This is a genomic window from Vallitaleaceae bacterium 9-2 (assembly GCA_038396585.1).
Lineage (GTDB): Bacteria > Bacillota > Clostridia > Lachnospirales > Vallitaleaceae > UBA1351.
The window spans coordinates 714,844-731,137 of record CP121691.1 but is presented as its reverse complement, the minus strand read 5'-3'; the positions used below and the strand labels follow the sequence as shown (position 1 = coordinate 731,137).

The window sequence follows — 16,294 nt, the reverse complement described above, 5'->3', positions numbered from 1 at the left end:
AAAAATGCAACAAAAAAGCCACTTGTATTCACAAGCAGCTTTTTGTAAGCTTATTTATACCAACTCAAGAATAACTTCTTCAGCTGCGTCGCCTTTACGAGGACCGATCTTGATGATACGTGTGTATCCACCGTTACGATCTGTGTACTTAGGAGCGATGTCGTCGAACAATTTGTCAACAAGACTCACTTCTTTAGTATTTTTCTTACGTCCTGCATTTGTTTCAGGAACTTCTGTTACAGGGTAGAGTATGCTAAGCATTGTACGACGAGCATTCAATCTTGAAGCATTATCCTTCTTAATTGTTTTCTCAATCTCTTCAAATTGAGTTACTTTTTTACCGTCAACTACCTCTTTAACACGTTTTCCGTCCGCCGTTTTCTTTGGAACTTTTTGTGTTACTGTAACTTCTGTATAATTGTCTTTTTCTTTAATCGCTAATGTAATAAGCTTTTCTGCAATTTTACGAACTTCTTTTGCTTTTGCATCCGTTGTTTTAATCTTACCATTGTAGATTAAATTCGTTACTTGGTTACGAAGCAATGCTTTTCTTTGAGATGAAGTTCTTCCAAGCTTTCTGTATCCAGCCATCTATAGACCTCCTTTACCTGTAATTTCATTCATCGTTAGGTTTTAATTGTAAACCTAACTCATTCAATTTTTGTAAAACTTCTTCTAATGATTTACGACCTAAATTTCGAACTTTCATCATATCTTCTGATGTACGATTAGTCAATTCTTCAACTGTATTGATACCTGCTCGCTTTAAGCAGTTATATGATCGTACTGAAAGTTCCAATTCATCTATACTCATTTCAAGAACTTTTTCTTTTTCATCGTCTTCTTTTTCAACCATAACTTCTGCATTCTTTGCATTTTCAGATAAATCAATGAACAAGTTCAAGTGTTCATTAAGAACCTTCGCTGCCAAAGAAACTGCTTCATCCGGTGATAAAGAGCCGTTCGTCCATACTTCTAATGTTAACTTATCGTAGTCAGTGATTTGTCCGACACGTGTATTCTCAACAATTAGATTAACACGTTCAACAGGTGTAAAGATAGAGTCTACAGGTATTACACCAATAGGTTGATCTTCTGTTTTATTTTTATCAGCACCAACATATCCTCTACCTTTTGTAATCGTAAGTTCCATGAATAATTTACTGTCAGGGCCCCCACTTAAGGTTGCTATCGGTAAATCTTTATTCACGATTACAATATCAGGATCTGCTTGTATATCAGCTCCGGTAACAACACCTTCGCCTTCAAATTCAATATACGCCACTTTCGGTTCATTACCGTCACTGTTGTTTTGAATCGCTAAATGTTTAATGTTTAAGATAACTTCAGTAACGTCTTCTTTAACGCCTGGAATCGTACTAAACTCATGCAAAACGCCTTCAATTTTAACACTACTTACAGCAGCACCAGGTAATGAGGACAACATAATTCTTCTGAGCGAATTTCCTAAAGTCGTACCATAGCCTCTCTCAAGAGGTTCTATGACAAAACGTCCATATCGATTATCTTCTGATATCTCAGCAATATCAATTCTTGGTTTTTCAAAATCAAACACCTTATAGGACCCTCCTTTGATTTTTGGGTTCACTTATTATTTAGAGTATAACTCGACGATAAGTGTTTCATTAACAGGTACGTCAATTGTTTCACGTGTTGGAACATCGTTAATTTTGATTGAACGATTCTCAAGATCTGCTTCCATCCATTCAGGAGCTGTTCTTGAACCTGTTGTTTCGATAATATCCTTAAATCTTTGAAGGTTAAGGGATTTTTCTTTTAAAGTAATCACATCACCAGCTTTAACTAAGTATGATGGAATGTTTACTTTTTTACCATTAACTAATATATGATTGTGTCGTACAACTTGACGAGCCTCTGTTCTTGAACGTCCAAGTCCTGCACGATATACTACGTTATCAAGTCTTGTCTCAAGAATGATAAGTAAGTTATCACCGGCAATACCGTTACGACGCTCTGCTTCAAGATAGTAGTTATAGAATTGAGTTTCTAACACACCATAAATACGTTTTGCCTTTTGCTTTTCACGTAACTGTAGTCCGTACTCAGATACTTTACTTCTTCTTCTTCCATGTTGCCCTGGAGCAAATGGACGACGATCCATTGCACATTTTCCTGTGTAGCATCTTTCGCCTTTAAGGAATAATTTATCCCCTTCTCGACGGCAAAGTCTACATACTGCACCTCTATATCTTGCCATTTATTCTAACACCTCCTACTGATTAGACTCTTCTTCGTTTTGGTGGACGACATCCGTTATGTGGAACCGGAGTAACATCCTTAATACTAGTAACATCCAAACCAGCTGCTTGTAATGCTCTAATTGCAGCTTCACGACCTGAACCTGGACCTTTAACCATTACATCAACAGTTTTTAATCCATGAATCATAGCTGCTTTAGCTGCTGTGTCTGCTGCCATTTGAGCTGCATAAGGAGTTGATTTACGAGACCCTCTAAATCCAAGTCCACCTGCACTAGCCCATGATAATGCATTACCTTCGGTATCAGTTAATGTAACAATTGTATTATTAAACGTTGATTGAATATGAGCTTGCCCACGTTCAACATGCTTTTTAACGCGTCGTTTACCGCTTCTTTTGGCTACTTTTGCCATTGGTCAAACCTCCTTACACCTATTTCTTCTTGTTCGCAACAGTTCTACGAGGACCTTTGCGTGTTCTAGCATTTGTCTTCGTTTTTTGACCTCTTACAGGAAGTCCGCGACGATGACGAATACCTCTATAACATCCGATTTCCATCAAACGCTTGATATTTAAAGCGATTTCACGTCGTAAATCACCTTCTACTTGTTGTGTTGCATCAATGACTTCACGGATTTTAGCTACTTCATCATCCGTCAAATCTCTAATTCTTGTATCCGGATTGATTCCGGCTTCTTTTAAAATACGTAGTGAACTTGGACGTCCTATACCATAAATATAAGTAAGACCAATCTCAACACGTTTCTCTCTTGGTAAATCTACACCAGCAATACGTGCCATGTACTTTTGCACCTCCATATCGATTCGTTCATATATTTCATTTTCATTATCGTTGTGTATAAGTCTGTTTTTCGTATTGAAATCACTTCTGTTTATCTAAGGCGGTGAAACTCGAATAAACTTCCATTCAATCAACACATCCGACCACGAACGCTCAGCAACTCTATTGAGGTTATTATGGTCCGATTCAATATATAGGAATACAGTCTGAATGAGCAAGAAGCCAGTTACAACTTACCCACGTGAATCATGACTGTAATTCTAACTACAACATCACAAATAGATATTATAATCTATTTGCTCTTTGGTTTCAAGCACTTTTTTTAAAATATCTATTAACCTTGACGTTGCTTATGTTTTTTGTTCTCACAGATGATACGAACTTGACCATTTCTTTTGATGACTTGGCATTTTTCACAAATTGGTTTTACAGATGCTCTTACCTTCATCTCGTTCGCTCCTTTCTTGGAATCCTGCTTTATGTTAATCGTTGTTTTATTTATCTCTCCAAATGATACGACCTTTTGTTAAATCGTATGGTGACATTTCAACTGTCACTTTATCACCTGGTAGTATACGTATATAGTGCATTCTTAGCTTACCACTAATATGGGCTAAGATTTGATGTCCGTTTTCTAGTTCAACTTGGAACATAGCATTTGGCAATTTTTCAACAACTTTTCCTTCAACTTCTATTACGTCTTTCTTTGACATACGTGCCTCCTAAAATTCTTGGTCATCCATGTGGATGAATTGATCTATACTTTTTCGAATTTCCGCATTGGTAATTCGTTTTCCGTTTTCAAGTAACTCATTAATGGTCATATCAACATAGTGAGTAATCTGTATATGAAGCTCTTTTTTCTTTTTTGGATTTTCCAAACGTCTACTTTTTCCATCGACTAAGTAAACAAATGGATGATCATGTTCAAGAATAACAAAGCATTTTCCTTTATCTCGTCCGGCCTTCGAATATACGATTTGACCTTTCTTTATATCACACACATTCTCACCTGCCTAACAGTCCGTCAGTAATTCGTGACCGTTGTCAGTTATCACTATTGTATGTTCATAATGAGCTGATAATGAGCCGTCACGTGTTACGACAGTCCATTCATCATCAAGTACTCGAACAGCATAATCACCTAAATTCACCATCGGTTCAATCGCTAGTACCATACCGACTTGTAATTTAGGCCCACGACCAATTGGTTTATAGTTCGGAATCTGAGGTTCTTCATGTAACTCAGTACCTACACCGTGACCAACCAAATCTCTTACCACAGAAAAGCCGTTTTTTTCAACATATTTTTGAATTGCCGCTGAAATCTCATGTAAGTGATTTCCTGGCTTGGCATATTTTACACCTTCAAAAAAGCTTTCTTTTGTGATTTGAATTAATCGGAGTGCTTCGTCATCAACCTGGCCCACTGCATGTGTACGCGCAGCATCACCATGATATCCGTTCAAATAAGCACCAATGTCTAAGCTAATAATATCGCCGTCTTTAAGTATTCGTGAACGACTAGGAATTCCATGGACAACTTCGTCATTAATTGAAGCGCAAATTGTTCCGGGAAATCCTCCGTAACCTTTAAATGAAGGAGTTGCTCCTTTACTCAAAATAAACTTTTCAGCAATTTCATCAAGCTCTTGTGTTGTAATCCCCGGTTTGATATGTTGCTCTAGTAGTTTATGTGTTTGGGCAACAACTGCTCCTGCTGCACGTAATTTTTCAATTTCCGTGTTGCTTCGAATATTTATTGCCATTATCGTTCTCCTAAGATTTTGACAATGATCTCAAAAGTTTCTTCAATAGGAAGCTTTCCATCAACAGATACTAAAACACCTTTGGCTTCATAGTAATCAATTAACGGTTGCGTTTGCTCATGATAAATTTCAAGTCGTCGTAAAACGGTCTCTGGTTTATCATCATCACGCAATACTAATTCACTTCCACATACATCACATATGCCTTCAACTTCTGGTTTAAGATGTTCTGTATGGTAGGTTGCCCCACATTTAATACATGCACGTCGTCCAGATAATCGCTTAACGATATTTTCGTCTGGACAATCAACATCAATAACTTGATCGATCTTTGTCCCCATTTCATCTAGGGTCTTATCTAAATGCTCAGCTTGTGGAATTGTTCTTGGAAATCCATCCAATATAAATCCTTTTTGAGCATCATCTTCTTGCAATCGGTCTGCTACAAGGGCTACAACAAGTTCGTCCGGAACAAGTAATCCTTGATCCATATAGCCTTTTGCTTTTTTACCGAGCTCTGTTTCATTTTTTATGTTTGCTCTAAAGATATCACCTGTTGAAATATGAGGAATCTCATACTTCTTAGCCAACATCTTTGCTTGTGTACCTTTTCCTGCTCCCGGTGCTCCCAACAAAATCAGTTTCATTTTATGGCCTCCTTACTTATACACTTCAAACCCGATCAAGTGTCAAAGTCTCCTTTGACACTTAATCACTGACTTGAATTGTAATGACATTTTAAGAGTTCAAAAATCCTTTGTAATGACGCATAACTAACTGTGATTCAATTTGCTTCATAGTTTCAATAATTACACCAACAACGATGATTAATGAAGTACCACCAAAGTTTATCTGAACATCTATAATAAATGATAGAATAATTGGCGTTAAAGCGATTAAACCTAAAATTGTTCCTCCGATAAATACCATTCTGTTAAGTATTGTAGTCAAATAGTCCACTGTAGGGCGACCCGGTCTGATTCCTAGTACAAAGCCACCATTTTTCTTCAAATTATTTGCTACTTCAAACGGATTGAAAATAATCGCTGTATAGAAGTATGCAAACAGTATAATTAAAATAAAATATATTAACGCACCAACACCGTAATTAGTCTTTATGCTATAATAATTAATCCAATTAAGTACAGTTCCCCACCAACCTGTAGGGTTTGTAACAAAAAAGTTTGTTATAATACTTGGAAATTGTAGTAATGATGAAGCAAAGATTACAGGAATAACTCCTGCCATATTTACTTTAAGCGGAATATGTGTTGCTTGTCCGCCATATACTTTTCTTCCTTGTACACGTTTTGCATATTGTACATTGATACGTCGTTCTCCTAATTGTATTAAGATGACAACAACAATCATCAATAAGAAAACAAGTAAAATTGCAATTACATTTAAATAGCTTCCTGATCGAACTTGATCAAAAATCAGACGTACGCCACTGGGTAGTCTTGATAAAATGTTAATTGCGATAATTAATGAAATACCATTCCCAATACCATTTTCTGTAATTCTTTCCCCAATCCACATTAGGAACGCTGTTCCTGCAGTCATAGCGATTACAGCAACAATAACTGAAAAAGCATTATATGTGTAGAAAATATTTTGCAAACTAATTGAGATAGCTGTTGCTTGGATTACTGCAAATAGGATTGTTCCATATCGCGTAATCTTTGCAATTTTTTTACGACCATCTTCTCCTTCTTTTTGCATTTCCTCTAATGCAGGAATTGCAATAGTTAAAAGGTTCATGATGATCGATGAGTTGATGTATGGAATAATACCTAGAGCAAACAAGGTCATGTTTTGAAAAGCTCCACCTGAAAAGGCATCAAGCATACCAACTAAGTCAAGATTATTTGCAGCAAAAACTTCTTTTAAATATGCATTGTTGATTCCTGGAATTGGTACAGAAGCACCAATTCGAATAACCACCAACATTAATAATGTGAAAATAAGTCTTTTTCTTAAATCCTCAACCTTAAACGCATCCCTAAGTGTTCCAAACACCTAAATCACCTCGGCTTTCCCGCCAGCAGCTTCAATCTTCTCAATAGCAGTTTTACTGAAAGCATTTGCTTTAACAGTAAGTTTTATTGTTATATCGCCATTACCTAAGATTTTTACGCCGTCCTTTGGATTACTAACTAAGCCATTTGTTACCATTGTTTCTATATCAACAACTGTTCCAGCTTCAAATCTATTTAGAGCGTCTACATTAATACCCACGATTTCTTTACTATTTCTGTTAGTAAATCCACGCTTTGGTAAACGTCTATATAAAGGCATTTGTCCACCTTCAAAGCCCGGTCTTACTCCGCCGCCTGAACGAGACTTTTGTCCGCCTTGTCCACGACCGGAAGTTTTACCGTTCCCTGAACCATGACCTCTACCTTTTCTGAATTTTTTTCCTGTTGATCCTTCTGCAGGCTTTAATTCTGATAAATTCATGTGTCTTACACCTCCTTGAGAAAGTTTATGCTTCTTCTACTTTTACTAAGTGACTGATTTGATTAACCATTCCTCTTATAGCATCATTGTCTTTTTGAACAACCGTTTTATGAAGCTTAGTTAAGCCTAAAGCTTCAGCTGTTAATCTATGCTTAGGTTTGGCACCAATGGTTGATTTTACTAAAGTAATCTTTAATTCTGCCATTATTGCTTCCTCCTAACCTAAAATTTCACTAACGGTTTTGCCTCTTAATTGACTTACCTTCTCAGGAGTCTTTAATTCTGACAAACCTTTAATTGTTGCTGTCACAACATTGTTCTTGTTATTTGATCCCAAAGATTTTGTACGAATATTTCTTACACCGGCAAGTTCTAATACGGCACGCACTGGACCACCCGCGATAACTCCTGTACCTTCTGGAGCTCTCTTAAGTAATACGTTAGCACTTCCGAATTTTCCTAACCAGTCATGAGGAATACTTGCATTCTCATCTAATGGAACTTCGATTAATTTTTTCTTCGCATCTTGGATTCCTTTACGAATCGCTTCAGGAATCTCAGTTGCTTTTCCTACACCAGCGCCTACATGACCATTCTTATCACCAACAACGACTAAAGCTGCAAATCTGAAGTTACGTCCACCTTTTACAACTTTTGTTACACGTCGGATGGTAACAACTGTTTCTTCTAGGTCTAAATTGCTGGCATCTATTAAATTCTTTCGCATAGTTTTGCCTCCTTTAGAATTTTAATCCTGCTTCTCTTGCAGCATCAGCTAATGATTTGATTTTACCATGATATATGTAACCGCCACGATCGAATACAACTGCTTCAATGTTTGCCTCAAGAGCTTTTTTAGCAATTGCTTCACCAACAGAAACGGCAGCTGCTACGTCATTTGTTTTTTCAAGACCAAGATTCTTTGAGGATGCACTAACAAGTGTATGACCTTTTGTATCATCAATAATTTGTGCATATATGTGATTGTTACTTCTATATACAGATAAGCGTGGTCTTTCAGCTGTTCCAGAAAACTTATTACGTAGTTTTTTGTGCTTTTTAACACGTACGCTTGTTCTTGACACTTTTTTTATCATTGTGGATTCACCCCTTTTCTATTATTTACCAGTTTTTCCTTCTTTACGACGGATAACTTCATCAGCATACTTAACACCTTTACCTTTATAAGGCTCTGGTGGTCTCTTGAATCTGATTTCGGCTGCATATTGACCAACATCTTCTTTGCTCATACCTTTAACGATAATCACGTTTTGGCCTTCTACAACTGATTCAATACCTTCTGGGTCTTCCATCTCAACTGGATGTGAGTATCCTAATGATAACACAAGCTTGTTACCTTGTTTTGCAGCTCTGTAACCAACACCATTGATTTCTAATTTCTTTTCATAACCGGATGTTACACCAACAATCATATTATATACCAAAGTTCGTGTTAAGCCATGTAAAGATTTCATTTTCTTAAGATCGTTAGGTCGTGTAACAACAACTTCTGCACCGTTAACTTCAACTTTCATTTCAGGTACTAGTGTTCTTTCAAGAGTTCCTTTTGGACCTTTTACGGTAATCACATTACCATCTGCTACTTTAACTTCAACACCTGCTGGAATTTCAACAGGTTGTCTTCCGATTCTTGACATTTGTTTTCCTCCTATCGGTTATATTATGATTCATTTTTGAATGACGTTATCATTCTCTATGAATCTTTTCACCTTAATCTACCATACAAAGGCGATTACTTCGCCACCAACATTAAGTTCACGTGCTTCTTTATCTGTAATAACACCTTTATTTGTTGAAATAATAGCTGTTCCAAGACCACCTAATACTTTAGGAAGCTCTTCTCTATTTGCATATACACGTAAACCTGGCTTAGAAATTCGTTTGATTCCTGAAATGACTTTGTCATTTTTAGTCTCTCCATATTTAAGTTCAACACGAAGGTTTACGAATTCTCCAGCTTTTACTTCTTTATATCCTTTGATATATCCTTCTTTTGCCAAAATGTCTGCAATAGCAAGTTTCATTTTTGAGTTTGGCACTTCTATAAAATCATGCTTAGCTACATTACCATTTCTGATTCTTGTAAGCATATCTGCGATTGGATCACTCATTGCCATAGTTTGTTTCCTCCTTCCTAAAATTTACCAACTAGCTTTTCTTACGCCAGGGATTTGTCCTTTATATGCTAATTCACGGAAACATACTCTACAAATTCCGTATTTTTTCAAAACTGAATGTGGACGTCCACATATTCTACAACGTGTATAAGCTCTTGAAGAGAACTTAGGTTTACGTTGTTGCTTTACTTTCATGGATGTTTTTGCCATGCTAGCTCCTCCTTATTACTTTCTAAACGGCATTCCGAATAAAGTTAACAATTCACGTGCTTCCTCGTCAGTATTTGCAGTTGTTACAAAAATGACGTCCATTCCTCGAATTTTATCAATTTTATCATACTCGATTTCTGGGAAAATGATTTGTTCTTTAAGTCCTAAAGCATAATTACCTCTACCGTCAAAAGCGTTTGGATTTACACCTCTAAAGTCACGTACACGAGGTAACGCAAGATTTACCAATCGATCTAAGAATTCATACATACGCTTACCGCGTAATGTTACTTTACATCCAATATTCATTCCTTCACGTACTTTGAAGACAGCTACAGATTTCTTAGCTTTTGTGATCAATGGTTTTTGACCTGCGATCTTTGTTAAATCTCCCACTGCGTTGTCAAGAATCTTTGCATTTTCCTTAGCTTCTCCAACACCCATGTTAATAACGATTTTTTCGATCTTTGGCACTTCCATGATACTTTTATATTCAAATTTTTTCATCATTGCATCTTTGATTTCATCATTATAAGTTTCAATAAGTCTACTCACTTAGGTAACCTCCTTTCGATTAAATTATTTATCAATAACTTCGCCAGTTGTCTTTGCTACACGTTTACGAACGTTTTTAGTCTTTCCGTTACGCTCTTCTTGTTCAACTTTGATGCCAAGTTTTGTAGGTTTACCTTTGTGTACATACATAACATTTGATGCATCAATAAATGCTTCTTGGTGCATAATTCCACCTTGTTGATTCGCTGCGCTAGGCTTCGCATGTTTTGTTACTTTGTTGACACCTTGCACTAACACTTTGTTGTTCTTACGATCAACATCAACAATTTTACCTTCTTTACCTTTATCTTTACCAGCTCTTACAATAACTGTATCACCGGTTCTTAATTTTGTATTTCCCAATGGGTACACCTCCTTATAGTACTTCTGGTGCTAATGATAATATTTTCATGTATTTCTTTTCTCTTAATTCTCTAGCAACCGGTCCAAATATACGCGTTCCTCTTGGGCTCATATCTTCTTTAAGAATAACTGCTGCATTTTGATCGAATTTTATATATGAACCGTCTTTACGGCGTGCACCTTTTACTGTTCTAACAACTACGGCTTTAACCACATCACCTTTTTTTACAACGCCACCTGGTGTTGCATCTTTAACAGAAGCGACAATGACATCTCCGATAGCTGCATATCTTCTAGTTGAGCCACCTAACACACGAATACAAAGAAGTTCTTTTGCTCCTGTGTTATCAGCAACTTTAAGTCTTGACTCTTGTTGAATCATACTTAAACCTCCTTCTGCTATCTACTTAGCTTTCTCTACGATTTGAACCAAACGCCATCTTTTGTCTTTAGAGATAGGCTTTGTCTCCATAACCTTTACACGATCTCCGATTTGGCATTCGTTGTTCTCATCATGAGCTTTCAATTTATAAGTTCTTTTAATAACTTTACCATATAAAGGATGTTTTACACTGTTTACAACCTCTACAACGATAGTTTTGTCCATTTTATCACTAGATACTCGTCCTACACGAGTTCTTCTAAGATTTCTTTCTGACATTGTATTGCCTCCCTTCGCGATTATTACTTGGCAGCTTTCAATTGTTCAGTCATAACCGTTTGAATTCTTGCAATAGTTTTACGAACCTCTGTTATACGACTTGTATTATCAAGTTGATTCGTAGCATTTTGAAATCTAAGGTTGAACAATTCTTTCTTTGCCGTTACTAATTCCTCTTGCAGCTCAGCTGCGGATTTATTTCTTAAGTCTTCTAATATTTTTGTAGATTTCACTATTGTTCACCGCCTTCTAAATCTGCTCTAGAAACGATTTTACACTTAACTGGCAACTTGTGCATTGCAAGTCTAAGGGCTTCTCGAGCTACTTCTTCAGGTACCCCAGCAACTTCGAACATTACGCGTCCTGGTTTAACTACAGCTACCCAGTACTCAGGTGATCCTTTACCGGAACCCATACGTGTCTCAGCAGGTTTTGATGTTACAGGTTTGTCTGGAAAAATTTTGATCCAAACTTTACCACCACGCTTCATATAACGAGTCATCGCTATACGAGCTGCTTCTATTTGATTTGACTTGATCCATACTGGCTCAGTCGCAACTAAACCGTATTCACCAAGTACTAATTTATTGCCGCGTAACGCTTTTCCTTTCATACGACCACGGAATTGCTTACGACGTTTTACTCTTTTTGGCATTAACATTACGCATTTCTCCCTTCTTTACTAGCTTTTGCTGGAAGAACTTCACCATGATAAATCCAAACTTTAACACCGATTTTTCCATATGTTGTATTTGCTTCTGCAAATCCATAATCAATGTCAGCTCTTAAAGTTTGAAGTGGAATTGTACCTTCACTGTAACTTTCAACTCTTGCCATCTCAGCTCCGCCTAAACGACCTGAACAAGTCACTTTGATACCTTTCGCTCCAGATTTTAATGCACGTCCCATAACTTGCTTCATAGCACGTCTGAAAGCTACACGATTTTCAAGTTGTAATGCAACGTTTTCAGAAACTAATTGAGAATCTTTTTCTGGACGTTTTACTTCTTGAATATTGATGATAACTTTGCTTGCTGTCATTTCTTGCACTTCTTTACGTAGTGCATCAATTGCTGAACCACCTTTACCAATTACGATACCTGGTTTAGCTGTGTGAATATCGATCTTCAATCGTTCTGAAGCTCTTTCTATTTCAATTCTTGAAACTCCCGCTTGATAAAGCTTTTTTTTCAAGAATTTTCTTATTTCATAATCTTCAACTAAGAAATCTGCATAGTCCTTCTCAGCGTACCATTTTGAATCCCAGTCTTTGATAACGCCGACACGTAAACCGTGAGGATTAACTTTTTGACCCATGCTTTACCTCCTTTACCTATCTTTCATTTAAGATGATTGTTATATGACTAGTTTTCTTTTCTATTCTAAACGCTCGACCTTGCGCTCTTGGTCGAATACGCTTCATTGTTGGTCCTTTGTTTGCAAAACACTCAGCAACGTAAAGCGTTGATGGATCAAGACTGTTATTATTTTCTGCGTTTGCAATTGCAGATTTTAATAATTTCTCGATTACACGAGCACCTTTTCTTGGAGTATAAGCCAAAATTCCAAGTGCTGTAGCAACGTCTTTACCTTTGATTGTATCTAAAACTTGTTTAGCTTTAGTTGGTGATACGCGAGCGAATGAAACTTTAGCTTTAGGTCTTGTATCTTTGTTCGCATTTCTTTCTCGTTTTATCTGACTTCTATGTCCTTTAGCCATTGTTTATAGCCTCCTTTCGCTTATCGTTTTGTTTTCTTTTCGTCTTTTCCGTGACCTTTGTAGGTACGTGTTAAAACGAATTCACCAAGTTTATGTCCAACCATGTCTTCACTAATATATACCGGAACATGTTTTCTGCCGTCATGAACAGCGATTGTATGTCCAACCATTTCAGGGAAGATCGTAGAACGTCTTGACCAAGTTTTAATTACTTGTTTATTTCCACTTTCGTTTGCTTCTCTTACTTTTTTTAGTAAGTGATCATCAGCGAAAGGTCCTTTTTTCAATGAACGTGCCATTTACGAAAACCTCCTTCTATTTGTTTCCACCGCGTTTTCTTACAATATATTTGTTCGAATGTTTTTTCTTCTTACGAGTCTTAAGACCAAGTGCTGGTTTACCCCATGGTGTCATTGGACTTGGACGTCCGATTGGAGCTCTACCTTCACCACCACCATGTGGATGGTCATTCGGGTTCATTACAGAACCACGTACAGTTGGACGGAATCCCATGTGACGCTTACGACCTGCTTTACCAACAGTGATAAGCTCATGATCAATATTACCAACTTGTCCTAATGTCGCTTTACAATCGATTGGAACCATTCGCATTTCACCTGATGGTAAACGAAGTGTTGCATATTTTCCTTCTTTCGCCATTAACTGAGCTACGTTTCCTGCTGAACGAACTAATTGTCCACCTTTACCTGGTTTCATCTCAATGTTATGAATTTGAGAACCTACTGGAATATTCGCTAATGGTAACGCATTACCGATACGAACTTCTGCTGTTGGTCCACTCATTAATGTATCTCCAACAACTAATTTGTTTGGTGCTAAGATATATCGTTTTTCACCATCTGCATAGACGATTAATGCAATATTAGCTGTACGATTTGGATCGTATTCAATTGCTGTAACTTTTGCTGGAATACCATCTTTGTTACGTTTGAAGTCGATCATTCTATATTTAATCTTATGTCCGCCACCACGATGTCTTACTGTTATTTTACCTTGATTATTACGTCCAGAATTCTTTTTAAGACTTACTACAAGTGATTTTTCTGGGCTCTTCTTTGTTACCTCGGAAAAATCTGATGAAGTCATGTGTCTTCTGGAAGGTGTATATGGGTTGTACTTTTTGATACCCATTATGCCACTCCTTTCCTATTACATATATTACCACACTACCGTGTGTGTCATTTACTTGATGGATTGATTACATTCCATCAAAGAATTCGATTTCTTCGCTCTCTTCTGTTAAAGTCACAATTGCTTTTTTAACTTTAGCTGTTTTACCCACTGTTGTTCCACGACGTTTTTTCTTTCCGCCTTGGTTCATAGTGTTAACTTTTAATACTTTTGTTCCTTTGAACATTTTTTCAACTGCTTCTCGTATTTGTACTTTAGTCGCTTCTGGATGAACTTTGAAAGTATATTTCTTTTCGCCCATAGCTTCCATACTTTTTTCTGTAATTACAGGTTTAAGCAGCACGTCATAGTAAGAAAGGTTTGCCATTATGCGTACACCTCCTCGATTGTTGCCACTGCATCTTTCGTCACAACACATACATCATATTTTAACAAGTCATATACATTAATTGTATTTGTTGTAGCCGTTTTTACAGTAGGAATGTTTCTCGCTGATAAAACTACATTTTTTTCATCATTGTTAAGTACGATAAGGGCTTTTTGAGCTTTAAGATTCTCTAATACGTTAACCATATTTTTTGTCTTAACTTCATCAAGCTTTAACTCATCAACAACAATAAATTTTTGATCCATTACTTTTGCAGATAACGCAGATTTCAATGCAATTCTACGCTCTTTTTTATTCATTTTCTTTGAGTAATCACGTGGTTTTGGTGCGAATACAACACCGCCGCCTTTCCATTGTGGAGAACGAATTGAACCTTGTCGCGCACGACCTGTTCCTTTTTGTCTCCATGGTTTAGCTCCGCCACCTCTTACTTCTGCTCTTGTCAATGAACTTTGTGTCCCTTGACGCTTGTTCGCAAGTTGTGTTACGACAGCTCTATGTAATAAATTCTTATTGACATCTACGCCAAACACTGCATCATTTAATTCAAGTTCTTCCACTTGTTGTCCTTGCATATTATAAACAGCAACTTTAGCCATTAGTTTTCCTCCTTCCTGAAAGCTTAGGCCTTAACGGCATCTCTCAATGTAACGATAGATTTTTTAGGGCCTGGTACCGCGCCTTTAACAAGAATAAGGTTTTTATCTGCGTCAACTCTAACTATTTCCAAGTTTTGAATTGTAACCGCTTCAGATCCCATATGTCCTGCTAGTTTCTTACCTTTAAATACACGTCCCGGATAAGATGCATTACCCATAGAACCTGCTGATCTATGATACTTGGAACCATGAGCCATAGGGCCTCTTGATTGATTGTGACGCTTAATCGCACCTTGGTATCCTTTACCTTTTGATGTACCAGATACATCAATTGTATCTCCGGCAGCGAAGATATCTGCTGAAATCTCTTGTCCTACAGCATATTCTTCTGAGTTTTCTAAACGGAATTCTTTTACAAAACGTTTAAATGTAACGCCTGCTTTATTGAAGTGTCCTTGTTCCGGTTGTGTTGTGTGCTTTTCTTTTTTGTCCATAAATCCTACTTGAACTGCACTGTAACCATCATTTTCAACTGTTTTAACTTGAGTTACTGTACATGGGCCTGCTTGAAGCACTGTTACAGGCACTAATGAACCGTCTTCCGCAAATATTTGCGTCATACCGATTTTCTTAGCAATTATTGCTTTATTCATTCTTGCACCTCCTGATTTTTCTACAGCGGAATACAGAGTTCTGCATTCATCCTAGACGGGTGTGCTACCTTCGTCTATTTTTACTGTGTTCATTATTTTACATCTACTTTGATATCCACACCAGCTGGTAACTCTAAACGCATTAACGCGTCAACCGTTTTTGCTGTTGGCAAGTTGATATCGATTAATCTTTTGTGAGTTCTTCTTTCGAATTGCTCTCTGGAATCTTTGTACTTATGTACAGCTCGAAGAATTGTTACTACTTCCTTCTTTGTAGGTAGTGGAATTGGTCCGCTAACCTTAGCTCCAGTTTTTTTAGCTGTTTCAATAATCTTTTGTGATGATTGATCAATTAATTGGTGATCGTATGCCTTTAAGCTGATTCGCATTTTTTGTGTTGCCATAAAAAAAGCCGCCTCCTTTTCGTACTTGTTGTACGACAAGTGGTGACTGTACATCTGTCCACGTGTATCATCCGATTCACATAGCTAAATCCTCTTAAGATATTTGTACAGTGATCTTGTCGTCAGTTTCTTGAACTAGACATCGCTCCATAAGAAAACCTACGTTTTATTTATCGTAG

At 37.1% G+C, this 16,294-nt stretch carries 32 protein-coding genes; all 32 read right to left on the bottom strand.

The window, feature by feature from the left end:
• Positions 1-54: 54 nt before the first annotated feature.
• The gene (locus tag QBE53_03440; GenBank protein WZL82176.1) at positions 55-591 is read right to left on the bottom strand and encodes a L17 family ribosomal protein; all 537 of its coding nucleotides are present in this window, start codon (positions 589-591) and stop codon (positions 55-57) included.
• 25 nt (positions 592-616) lie between these two features.
• Positions 617-1,576 (bottom strand): DNA-directed RNA polymerase subunit alpha, encoded by a 960-nt coding sequence (locus QBE53_03435; protein ID WZL82175.1) that lies wholly within the window; start codon positions 1,574-1,576, stop codon positions 617-619.
• 36 nt (positions 1,577-1,612) lie between these two features.
• Positions 1,613-2,239, bottom strand: coding sequence for a 30S ribosomal protein S4 (gene rpsD, locus QBE53_03430; GenBank protein ID WZL82174.1), 627 nt, complete (start codon positions 2,237-2,239; stop codon positions 1,613-1,615).
• A gap of 22 nt (positions 2,240-2,261) precedes the next feature.
• Positions 2,262-2,654 carry a 30S ribosomal protein S11 gene (rpsK, locus tag QBE53_03425; protein ID WZL82173.1) on the bottom strand — a complete coding sequence of 131 codons (393 nt, stop codon included), beginning with the start codon at positions 2,652-2,654 and terminating at the stop codon, positions 2,262-2,264.
• 19 nt (positions 2,655-2,673) lie between these two features.
• Positions 2,674-3,042, bottom strand: a complete 369-nt coding sequence (gene rpsM, locus QBE53_03420) for a 30S ribosomal protein S13 (protein ID WZL82172.1) — start codon at positions 3,040-3,042, stop codon at positions 2,674-2,676.
• Positions 3,043-3,377: 335 nt separating this feature from the next.
• Positions 3,378-3,491, bottom strand: coding sequence for a 50S ribosomal protein L36 (rpmJ, locus tag QBE53_03415; GenBank protein WZL82171.1), 114 nt, complete (start codon positions 3,489-3,491; stop codon positions 3,378-3,380).
• A 46-nt stretch (positions 3,492-3,537) separates the two neighbouring features.
• Positions 3,538-3,756: a translation initiation factor IF-1 gene (infA, locus tag QBE53_03410; protein WZL82170.1), complete on the bottom strand. Its 219-nt coding sequence runs from the start codon at positions 3,754-3,756 to the stop codon at positions 3,538-3,540.
• Positions 3,757-3,765: 9 nt separating this feature from the next.
• Complete coding sequence (locus tag QBE53_03405) at positions 3,766-4,047, bottom strand: KOW domain-containing RNA-binding protein (protein ID WZL82169.1); 282 nt, start codon at positions 4,045-4,047, stop codon at positions 3,766-3,768.
• Positions 4,048-4,059: 12 nt separating this feature from the next.
• A complete protein-coding gene (gene map, locus QBE53_03400) occupies positions 4,060-4,812 on the bottom strand; it encodes a type I methionyl aminopeptidase (GenBank protein ID WZL82168.1) in 753 nt (250 codons plus the stop codon).
• Positions 4,812-5,459, bottom strand: a complete 648-nt coding sequence (locus QBE53_03395) for an adenylate kinase (GenBank protein ID WZL82167.1) — start codon at positions 5,457-5,459, stop codon at positions 4,812-4,814. The genes map and QBE53_03395 overlap by 1 nt, the downstream gene beginning before the upstream one ends.
• 91 nt (positions 5,460-5,550) lie before the next feature.
• Positions 5,551-6,831 carry a preprotein translocase subunit SecY gene (gene secY, locus QBE53_03390; protein WZL82166.1) on the bottom strand — a complete coding sequence of 427 codons (1,281 nt, stop codon included), beginning with the start codon at positions 6,829-6,831 and terminating at the stop codon, positions 5,551-5,553.
• Positions 6,832-7,272, bottom strand: a complete 441-nt coding sequence (rplO, locus tag QBE53_03385; protein WZL82165.1) for a 50S ribosomal protein L15 — start codon at positions 7,270-7,272, stop codon at positions 6,832-6,834.
• 25 nt (positions 7,273-7,297) lie between these two features.
• Positions 7,298-7,477, bottom strand: a complete 180-nt coding sequence (rpmD, locus tag QBE53_03380; GenBank protein WZL82164.1) for a 50S ribosomal protein L30 — start codon at positions 7,475-7,477, stop codon at positions 7,298-7,300.
• A gap of 12 nt (positions 7,478-7,489) precedes the next feature.
• On the bottom strand, positions 7,490-7,999 hold the full coding sequence (gene rpsE, locus QBE53_03375; GenBank protein ID WZL82163.1) for a 30S ribosomal protein S5: 510 nt from the start codon (positions 7,997-7,999) through the stop codon (positions 7,490-7,492).
• Positions 8,000-8,012: 13 nt separating this feature from the next.
• Positions 8,013-8,369: a 50S ribosomal protein L18 gene (gene rplR / locus QBE53_03370; GenBank protein WZL82162.1), complete on the bottom strand. Its 357-nt coding sequence runs from the start codon at positions 8,367-8,369 to the stop codon at positions 8,013-8,015.
• 21 nt (positions 8,370-8,390) lie between these two features.
• Positions 8,391-8,930, bottom strand: a complete 540-nt coding sequence (gene rplF, locus QBE53_03365) for a 50S ribosomal protein L6 (GenBank protein ID WZL82161.1) — start codon at positions 8,928-8,930, stop codon at positions 8,391-8,393.
• Positions 8,931-9,008: 78 nt separating this feature from the next.
• On the bottom strand, positions 9,009-9,410 hold the full coding sequence (rpsH, locus tag QBE53_03360) for a 30S ribosomal protein S8 (GenBank protein WZL82160.1): 402 nt from the start codon (positions 9,408-9,410) through the stop codon (positions 9,009-9,011).
• A 24-nt stretch (positions 9,411-9,434) separates the two neighbouring features.
• On the bottom strand, positions 9,435-9,620 hold the full coding sequence (locus QBE53_03355) for a type Z 30S ribosomal protein S14 (protein WZL82159.1): 186 nt from the start codon (positions 9,618-9,620) through the stop codon (positions 9,435-9,437).
• A 15-nt stretch (positions 9,621-9,635) separates the two neighbouring features.
• Complete coding sequence (gene rplE, locus QBE53_03350; GenBank protein ID WZL82158.1) at positions 9,636-10,175, bottom strand: 50S ribosomal protein L5; 540 nt, start codon at positions 10,173-10,175, stop codon at positions 9,636-9,638.
• Positions 10,176-10,199: 24 nt separating this feature from the next.
• The gene (gene rplX / locus QBE53_03345) at positions 10,200-10,538 is read right to left on the bottom strand and encodes a 50S ribosomal protein L24 (GenBank protein WZL82157.1); all 339 of its coding nucleotides are present in this window, start codon (positions 10,536-10,538) and stop codon (positions 10,200-10,202) included.
• A gap of 13 nt (positions 10,539-10,551) precedes the next feature.
• Positions 10,552-10,920: a 50S ribosomal protein L14 gene (gene rplN / locus QBE53_03340; protein ID WZL82156.1), complete on the bottom strand. Its 369-nt coding sequence runs from the start codon at positions 10,918-10,920 to the stop codon at positions 10,552-10,554.
• A gap of 21 nt (positions 10,921-10,941) precedes the next feature.
• Positions 10,942-11,199 (bottom strand): 30S ribosomal protein S17, encoded by a 258-nt coding sequence (rpsQ, locus tag QBE53_03335; GenBank protein WZL82155.1) that lies wholly within the window; start codon positions 11,197-11,199, stop codon positions 10,942-10,944.
• A gap of 23 nt (positions 11,200-11,222) precedes the next feature.
• Positions 11,223-11,432: a 50S ribosomal protein L29 gene (gene rpmC / locus QBE53_03330; protein WZL82154.1), complete on the bottom strand. Its 210-nt coding sequence runs from the start codon at positions 11,430-11,432 to the stop codon at positions 11,223-11,225.
• On the bottom strand, positions 11,432-11,860 hold the full coding sequence (gene rplP, locus QBE53_03325) for a 50S ribosomal protein L16 (protein WZL82153.1): 429 nt from the start codon (positions 11,858-11,860) through the stop codon (positions 11,432-11,434). Before rplP ends, rpmC begins: the two co-directional genes overlap by 1 nt.
• Positions 11,860-12,516 carry a 30S ribosomal protein S3 gene (gene rpsC / locus QBE53_03320; GenBank protein WZL82152.1) on the bottom strand — a complete coding sequence of 219 codons (657 nt, stop codon included), beginning with the start codon at positions 12,514-12,516 and terminating at the stop codon, positions 11,860-11,862. The genes rplP and rpsC overlap by 1 nt, the downstream gene beginning before the upstream one ends.
• A 16-nt stretch (positions 12,517-12,532) precedes the next feature.
• A complete protein-coding gene (rplV, locus tag QBE53_03315; protein ID WZL82151.1) occupies positions 12,533-12,919 on the bottom strand; it encodes a 50S ribosomal protein L22 in 387 nt (128 codons plus the stop codon).
• 20 nt (positions 12,920-12,939) lie between these two features.
• Positions 12,940-13,218 (bottom strand): 30S ribosomal protein S19, encoded by a 279-nt coding sequence (rpsS, locus tag QBE53_03310; protein ID WZL82150.1) that lies wholly within the window; start codon positions 13,216-13,218, stop codon positions 12,940-12,942.
• A 16-nt stretch (positions 13,219-13,234) separates the two neighbouring features.
• Positions 13,235-14,071, bottom strand: a complete 837-nt coding sequence (gene rplB, locus QBE53_03305; GenBank protein WZL82149.1) for a 50S ribosomal protein L2 — start codon at positions 14,069-14,071, stop codon at positions 13,235-13,237.
• 67 nt (positions 14,072-14,138) lie between these two features.
• Positions 14,139-14,438: a 50S ribosomal protein L23 gene (gene rplW, locus QBE53_03300; GenBank protein WZL82148.1), complete on the bottom strand. Its 300-nt coding sequence runs from the start codon at positions 14,436-14,438 to the stop codon at positions 14,139-14,141.
• Positions 14,438-15,058 (bottom strand): 50S ribosomal protein L4, encoded by a 621-nt coding sequence (rplD, locus tag QBE53_03295; protein WZL82147.1) that lies wholly within the window; start codon positions 15,056-15,058, stop codon positions 14,438-14,440. Before rplD ends, rplW begins: the two co-directional genes overlap by 1 nt.
• Before the next feature lie 23 nt (positions 15,059-15,081).
• Positions 15,082-15,711 (bottom strand): 50S ribosomal protein L3, encoded by a 630-nt coding sequence (gene rplC, locus QBE53_03290; GenBank protein WZL82146.1) that lies wholly within the window; start codon positions 15,709-15,711, stop codon positions 15,082-15,084.
• 92 nt (positions 15,712-15,803) lie between these two features.
• Positions 15,804-16,115 (bottom strand): 30S ribosomal protein S10, encoded by a 312-nt coding sequence (gene rpsJ, locus QBE53_03285; GenBank protein WZL82145.1) that lies wholly within the window; start codon positions 16,113-16,115, stop codon positions 15,804-15,806.
• Between the last annotated feature and the right edge of the window lie 179 nt (positions 16,116-16,294).

Excerpts from the sequence above, each read along its gene's own strand:
- QBE53_03355 (WZL82159.1), bottom strand. The coding sequence starts at position 9,620 with ATGGCAAAAACATCCATGAAAGTAAAGCAACAACGTAAACCTAAGTTC.
- rplV (WZL82151.1), bottom strand. The coding sequence starts at position 12,919 with ATGGCTAAAGGACATAGAAGTCAGATAAAACGAGAAAGAAATGCGAAC.
- rpsS (WZL82150.1), bottom strand. The coding sequence starts at position 13,218 with ATGGCACGTTCATTGAAAAAAGGACCTTTCGCTGATGATCACTTACTA.
- rplD (WZL82147.1), bottom strand. The coding sequence starts at position 15,058 with ATGGCTAAAGTTGCTGTTTATAATATGCAAGGACAACAAGTGGAAGAA.
- rplF (WZL82161.1), bottom strand. The coding sequence starts at position 8,930 with ATGTCAAGAATCGGAAGACAACCTGTTGAAATTCCAGCAGGTGTTGAA.
- map (WZL82168.1), bottom strand. The coding sequence starts at position 4,812 with ATGGCAATAAATATTCGAAGCAACACGGAAATTGAAAAATTACGTGCA.
- rpsQ (WZL82155.1), bottom strand. The coding sequence starts at position 11,199 with ATGTCAGAAAGAAATCTTAGAAGAACTCGTGTAGGACGAGTATCTAGT.
- rpsC (WZL82152.1), bottom strand. The coding sequence starts at position 12,516 with ATGGGTCAAAAAGTTAATCCTCACGGTTTACGTGTCGGCGTTATCAAA.
- rpsK (WZL82173.1), bottom strand. The coding sequence starts at position 2,654 with ATGGCAAAAGTAGCCAAAAGAAGCGGTAAACGACGCGTTAAAAAGCAT.
- QBE53_03440 (WZL82176.1), bottom strand. The coding sequence starts at position 591 with ATGGCTGGATACAGAAAGCTTGGAAGAACTTCATCTCAAAGAAAAGCA.
- rpsD (WZL82174.1), bottom strand. The coding sequence starts at position 2,239 with ATGGCAAGATATAGAGGTGCAGTATGTAGACTTTGCCGTCGAGAAGGG.
- rplW (WZL82148.1), bottom strand. The coding sequence starts at position 14,438 with ATGGCAAACCTTTCTTACTATGACGTGCTGCTTAAACCTGTAATTACA.
- rpsJ (WZL82145.1), bottom strand. The coding sequence starts at position 16,115 with ATGGCAACACAAAAAATGCGAATCAGCTTAAAGGCATACGATCACCAA.
- rpsH (WZL82160.1), bottom strand. The coding sequence starts at position 9,410 with ATGGCAATGAGTGATCCAATCGCAGATATGCTTACAAGAATCAGAAAT.
- rplR (WZL82162.1), bottom strand. The coding sequence starts at position 8,369 with ATGATAAAAAAAGTGTCAAGAACAAGCGTACGTGTTAAAAAGCACAAA.
- rpmJ (WZL82171.1), bottom strand. The coding sequence starts at position 3,491 with ATGAAGGTAAGAGCATCTGTAAAACCAATTTGTGAAAAATGCCAAGTC.
- QBE53_03395 (WZL82167.1), bottom strand. The coding sequence starts at position 5,459 with ATGAAACTGATTTTGTTGGGAGCACCGGGAGCAGGAAAAGGTACACAA.
- infA (WZL82170.1), bottom strand. The coding sequence starts at position 3,756 with ATGTCAAAGAAAGACGTAATAGAAGTTGAAGGAAAAGTTGTTGAAAAA.
- rplP (WZL82153.1), bottom strand. The coding sequence starts at position 11,860 with ATGTTAATGCCAAAAAGAGTAAAACGTCGTAAGCAATTCCGTGGTCGT.
- rplN (WZL82156.1), bottom strand. The coding sequence starts at position 10,920 with ATGATTCAACAAGAGTCAAGACTTAAAGTTGCTGATAACACAGGAGCA.
- rplC (WZL82146.1), bottom strand. The coding sequence starts at position 15,711 with ATGAATAAAGCAATAATTGCTAAGAAAATCGGTATGACGCAAATATTT.
- rpsM (WZL82172.1), bottom strand. The coding sequence starts at position 3,042 with ATGGCACGTATTGCTGGTGTAGATTTACCAAGAGAGAAACGTGTTGAG.
- rpsE (WZL82163.1), bottom strand. The coding sequence starts at position 7,999 with ATGCGAAAGAATTTAATAGATGCCAGCAATTTAGACCTAGAAGAAACA.
- rplO (WZL82165.1), bottom strand. The coding sequence starts at position 7,272 with ATGAATTTATCAGAATTAAAGCCTGCAGAAGGATCAACAGGAAAAAAA.
- rplB (WZL82149.1), bottom strand. The coding sequence starts at position 14,071 with ATGGGTATCAAAAAGTACAACCCATATACACCTTCCAGAAGACACATG.
- rpmD (WZL82164.1), bottom strand. The coding sequence starts at position 7,477 with ATGGCAGAATTAAAGATTACTTTAGTAAAATCAACCATTGGTGCCAAA.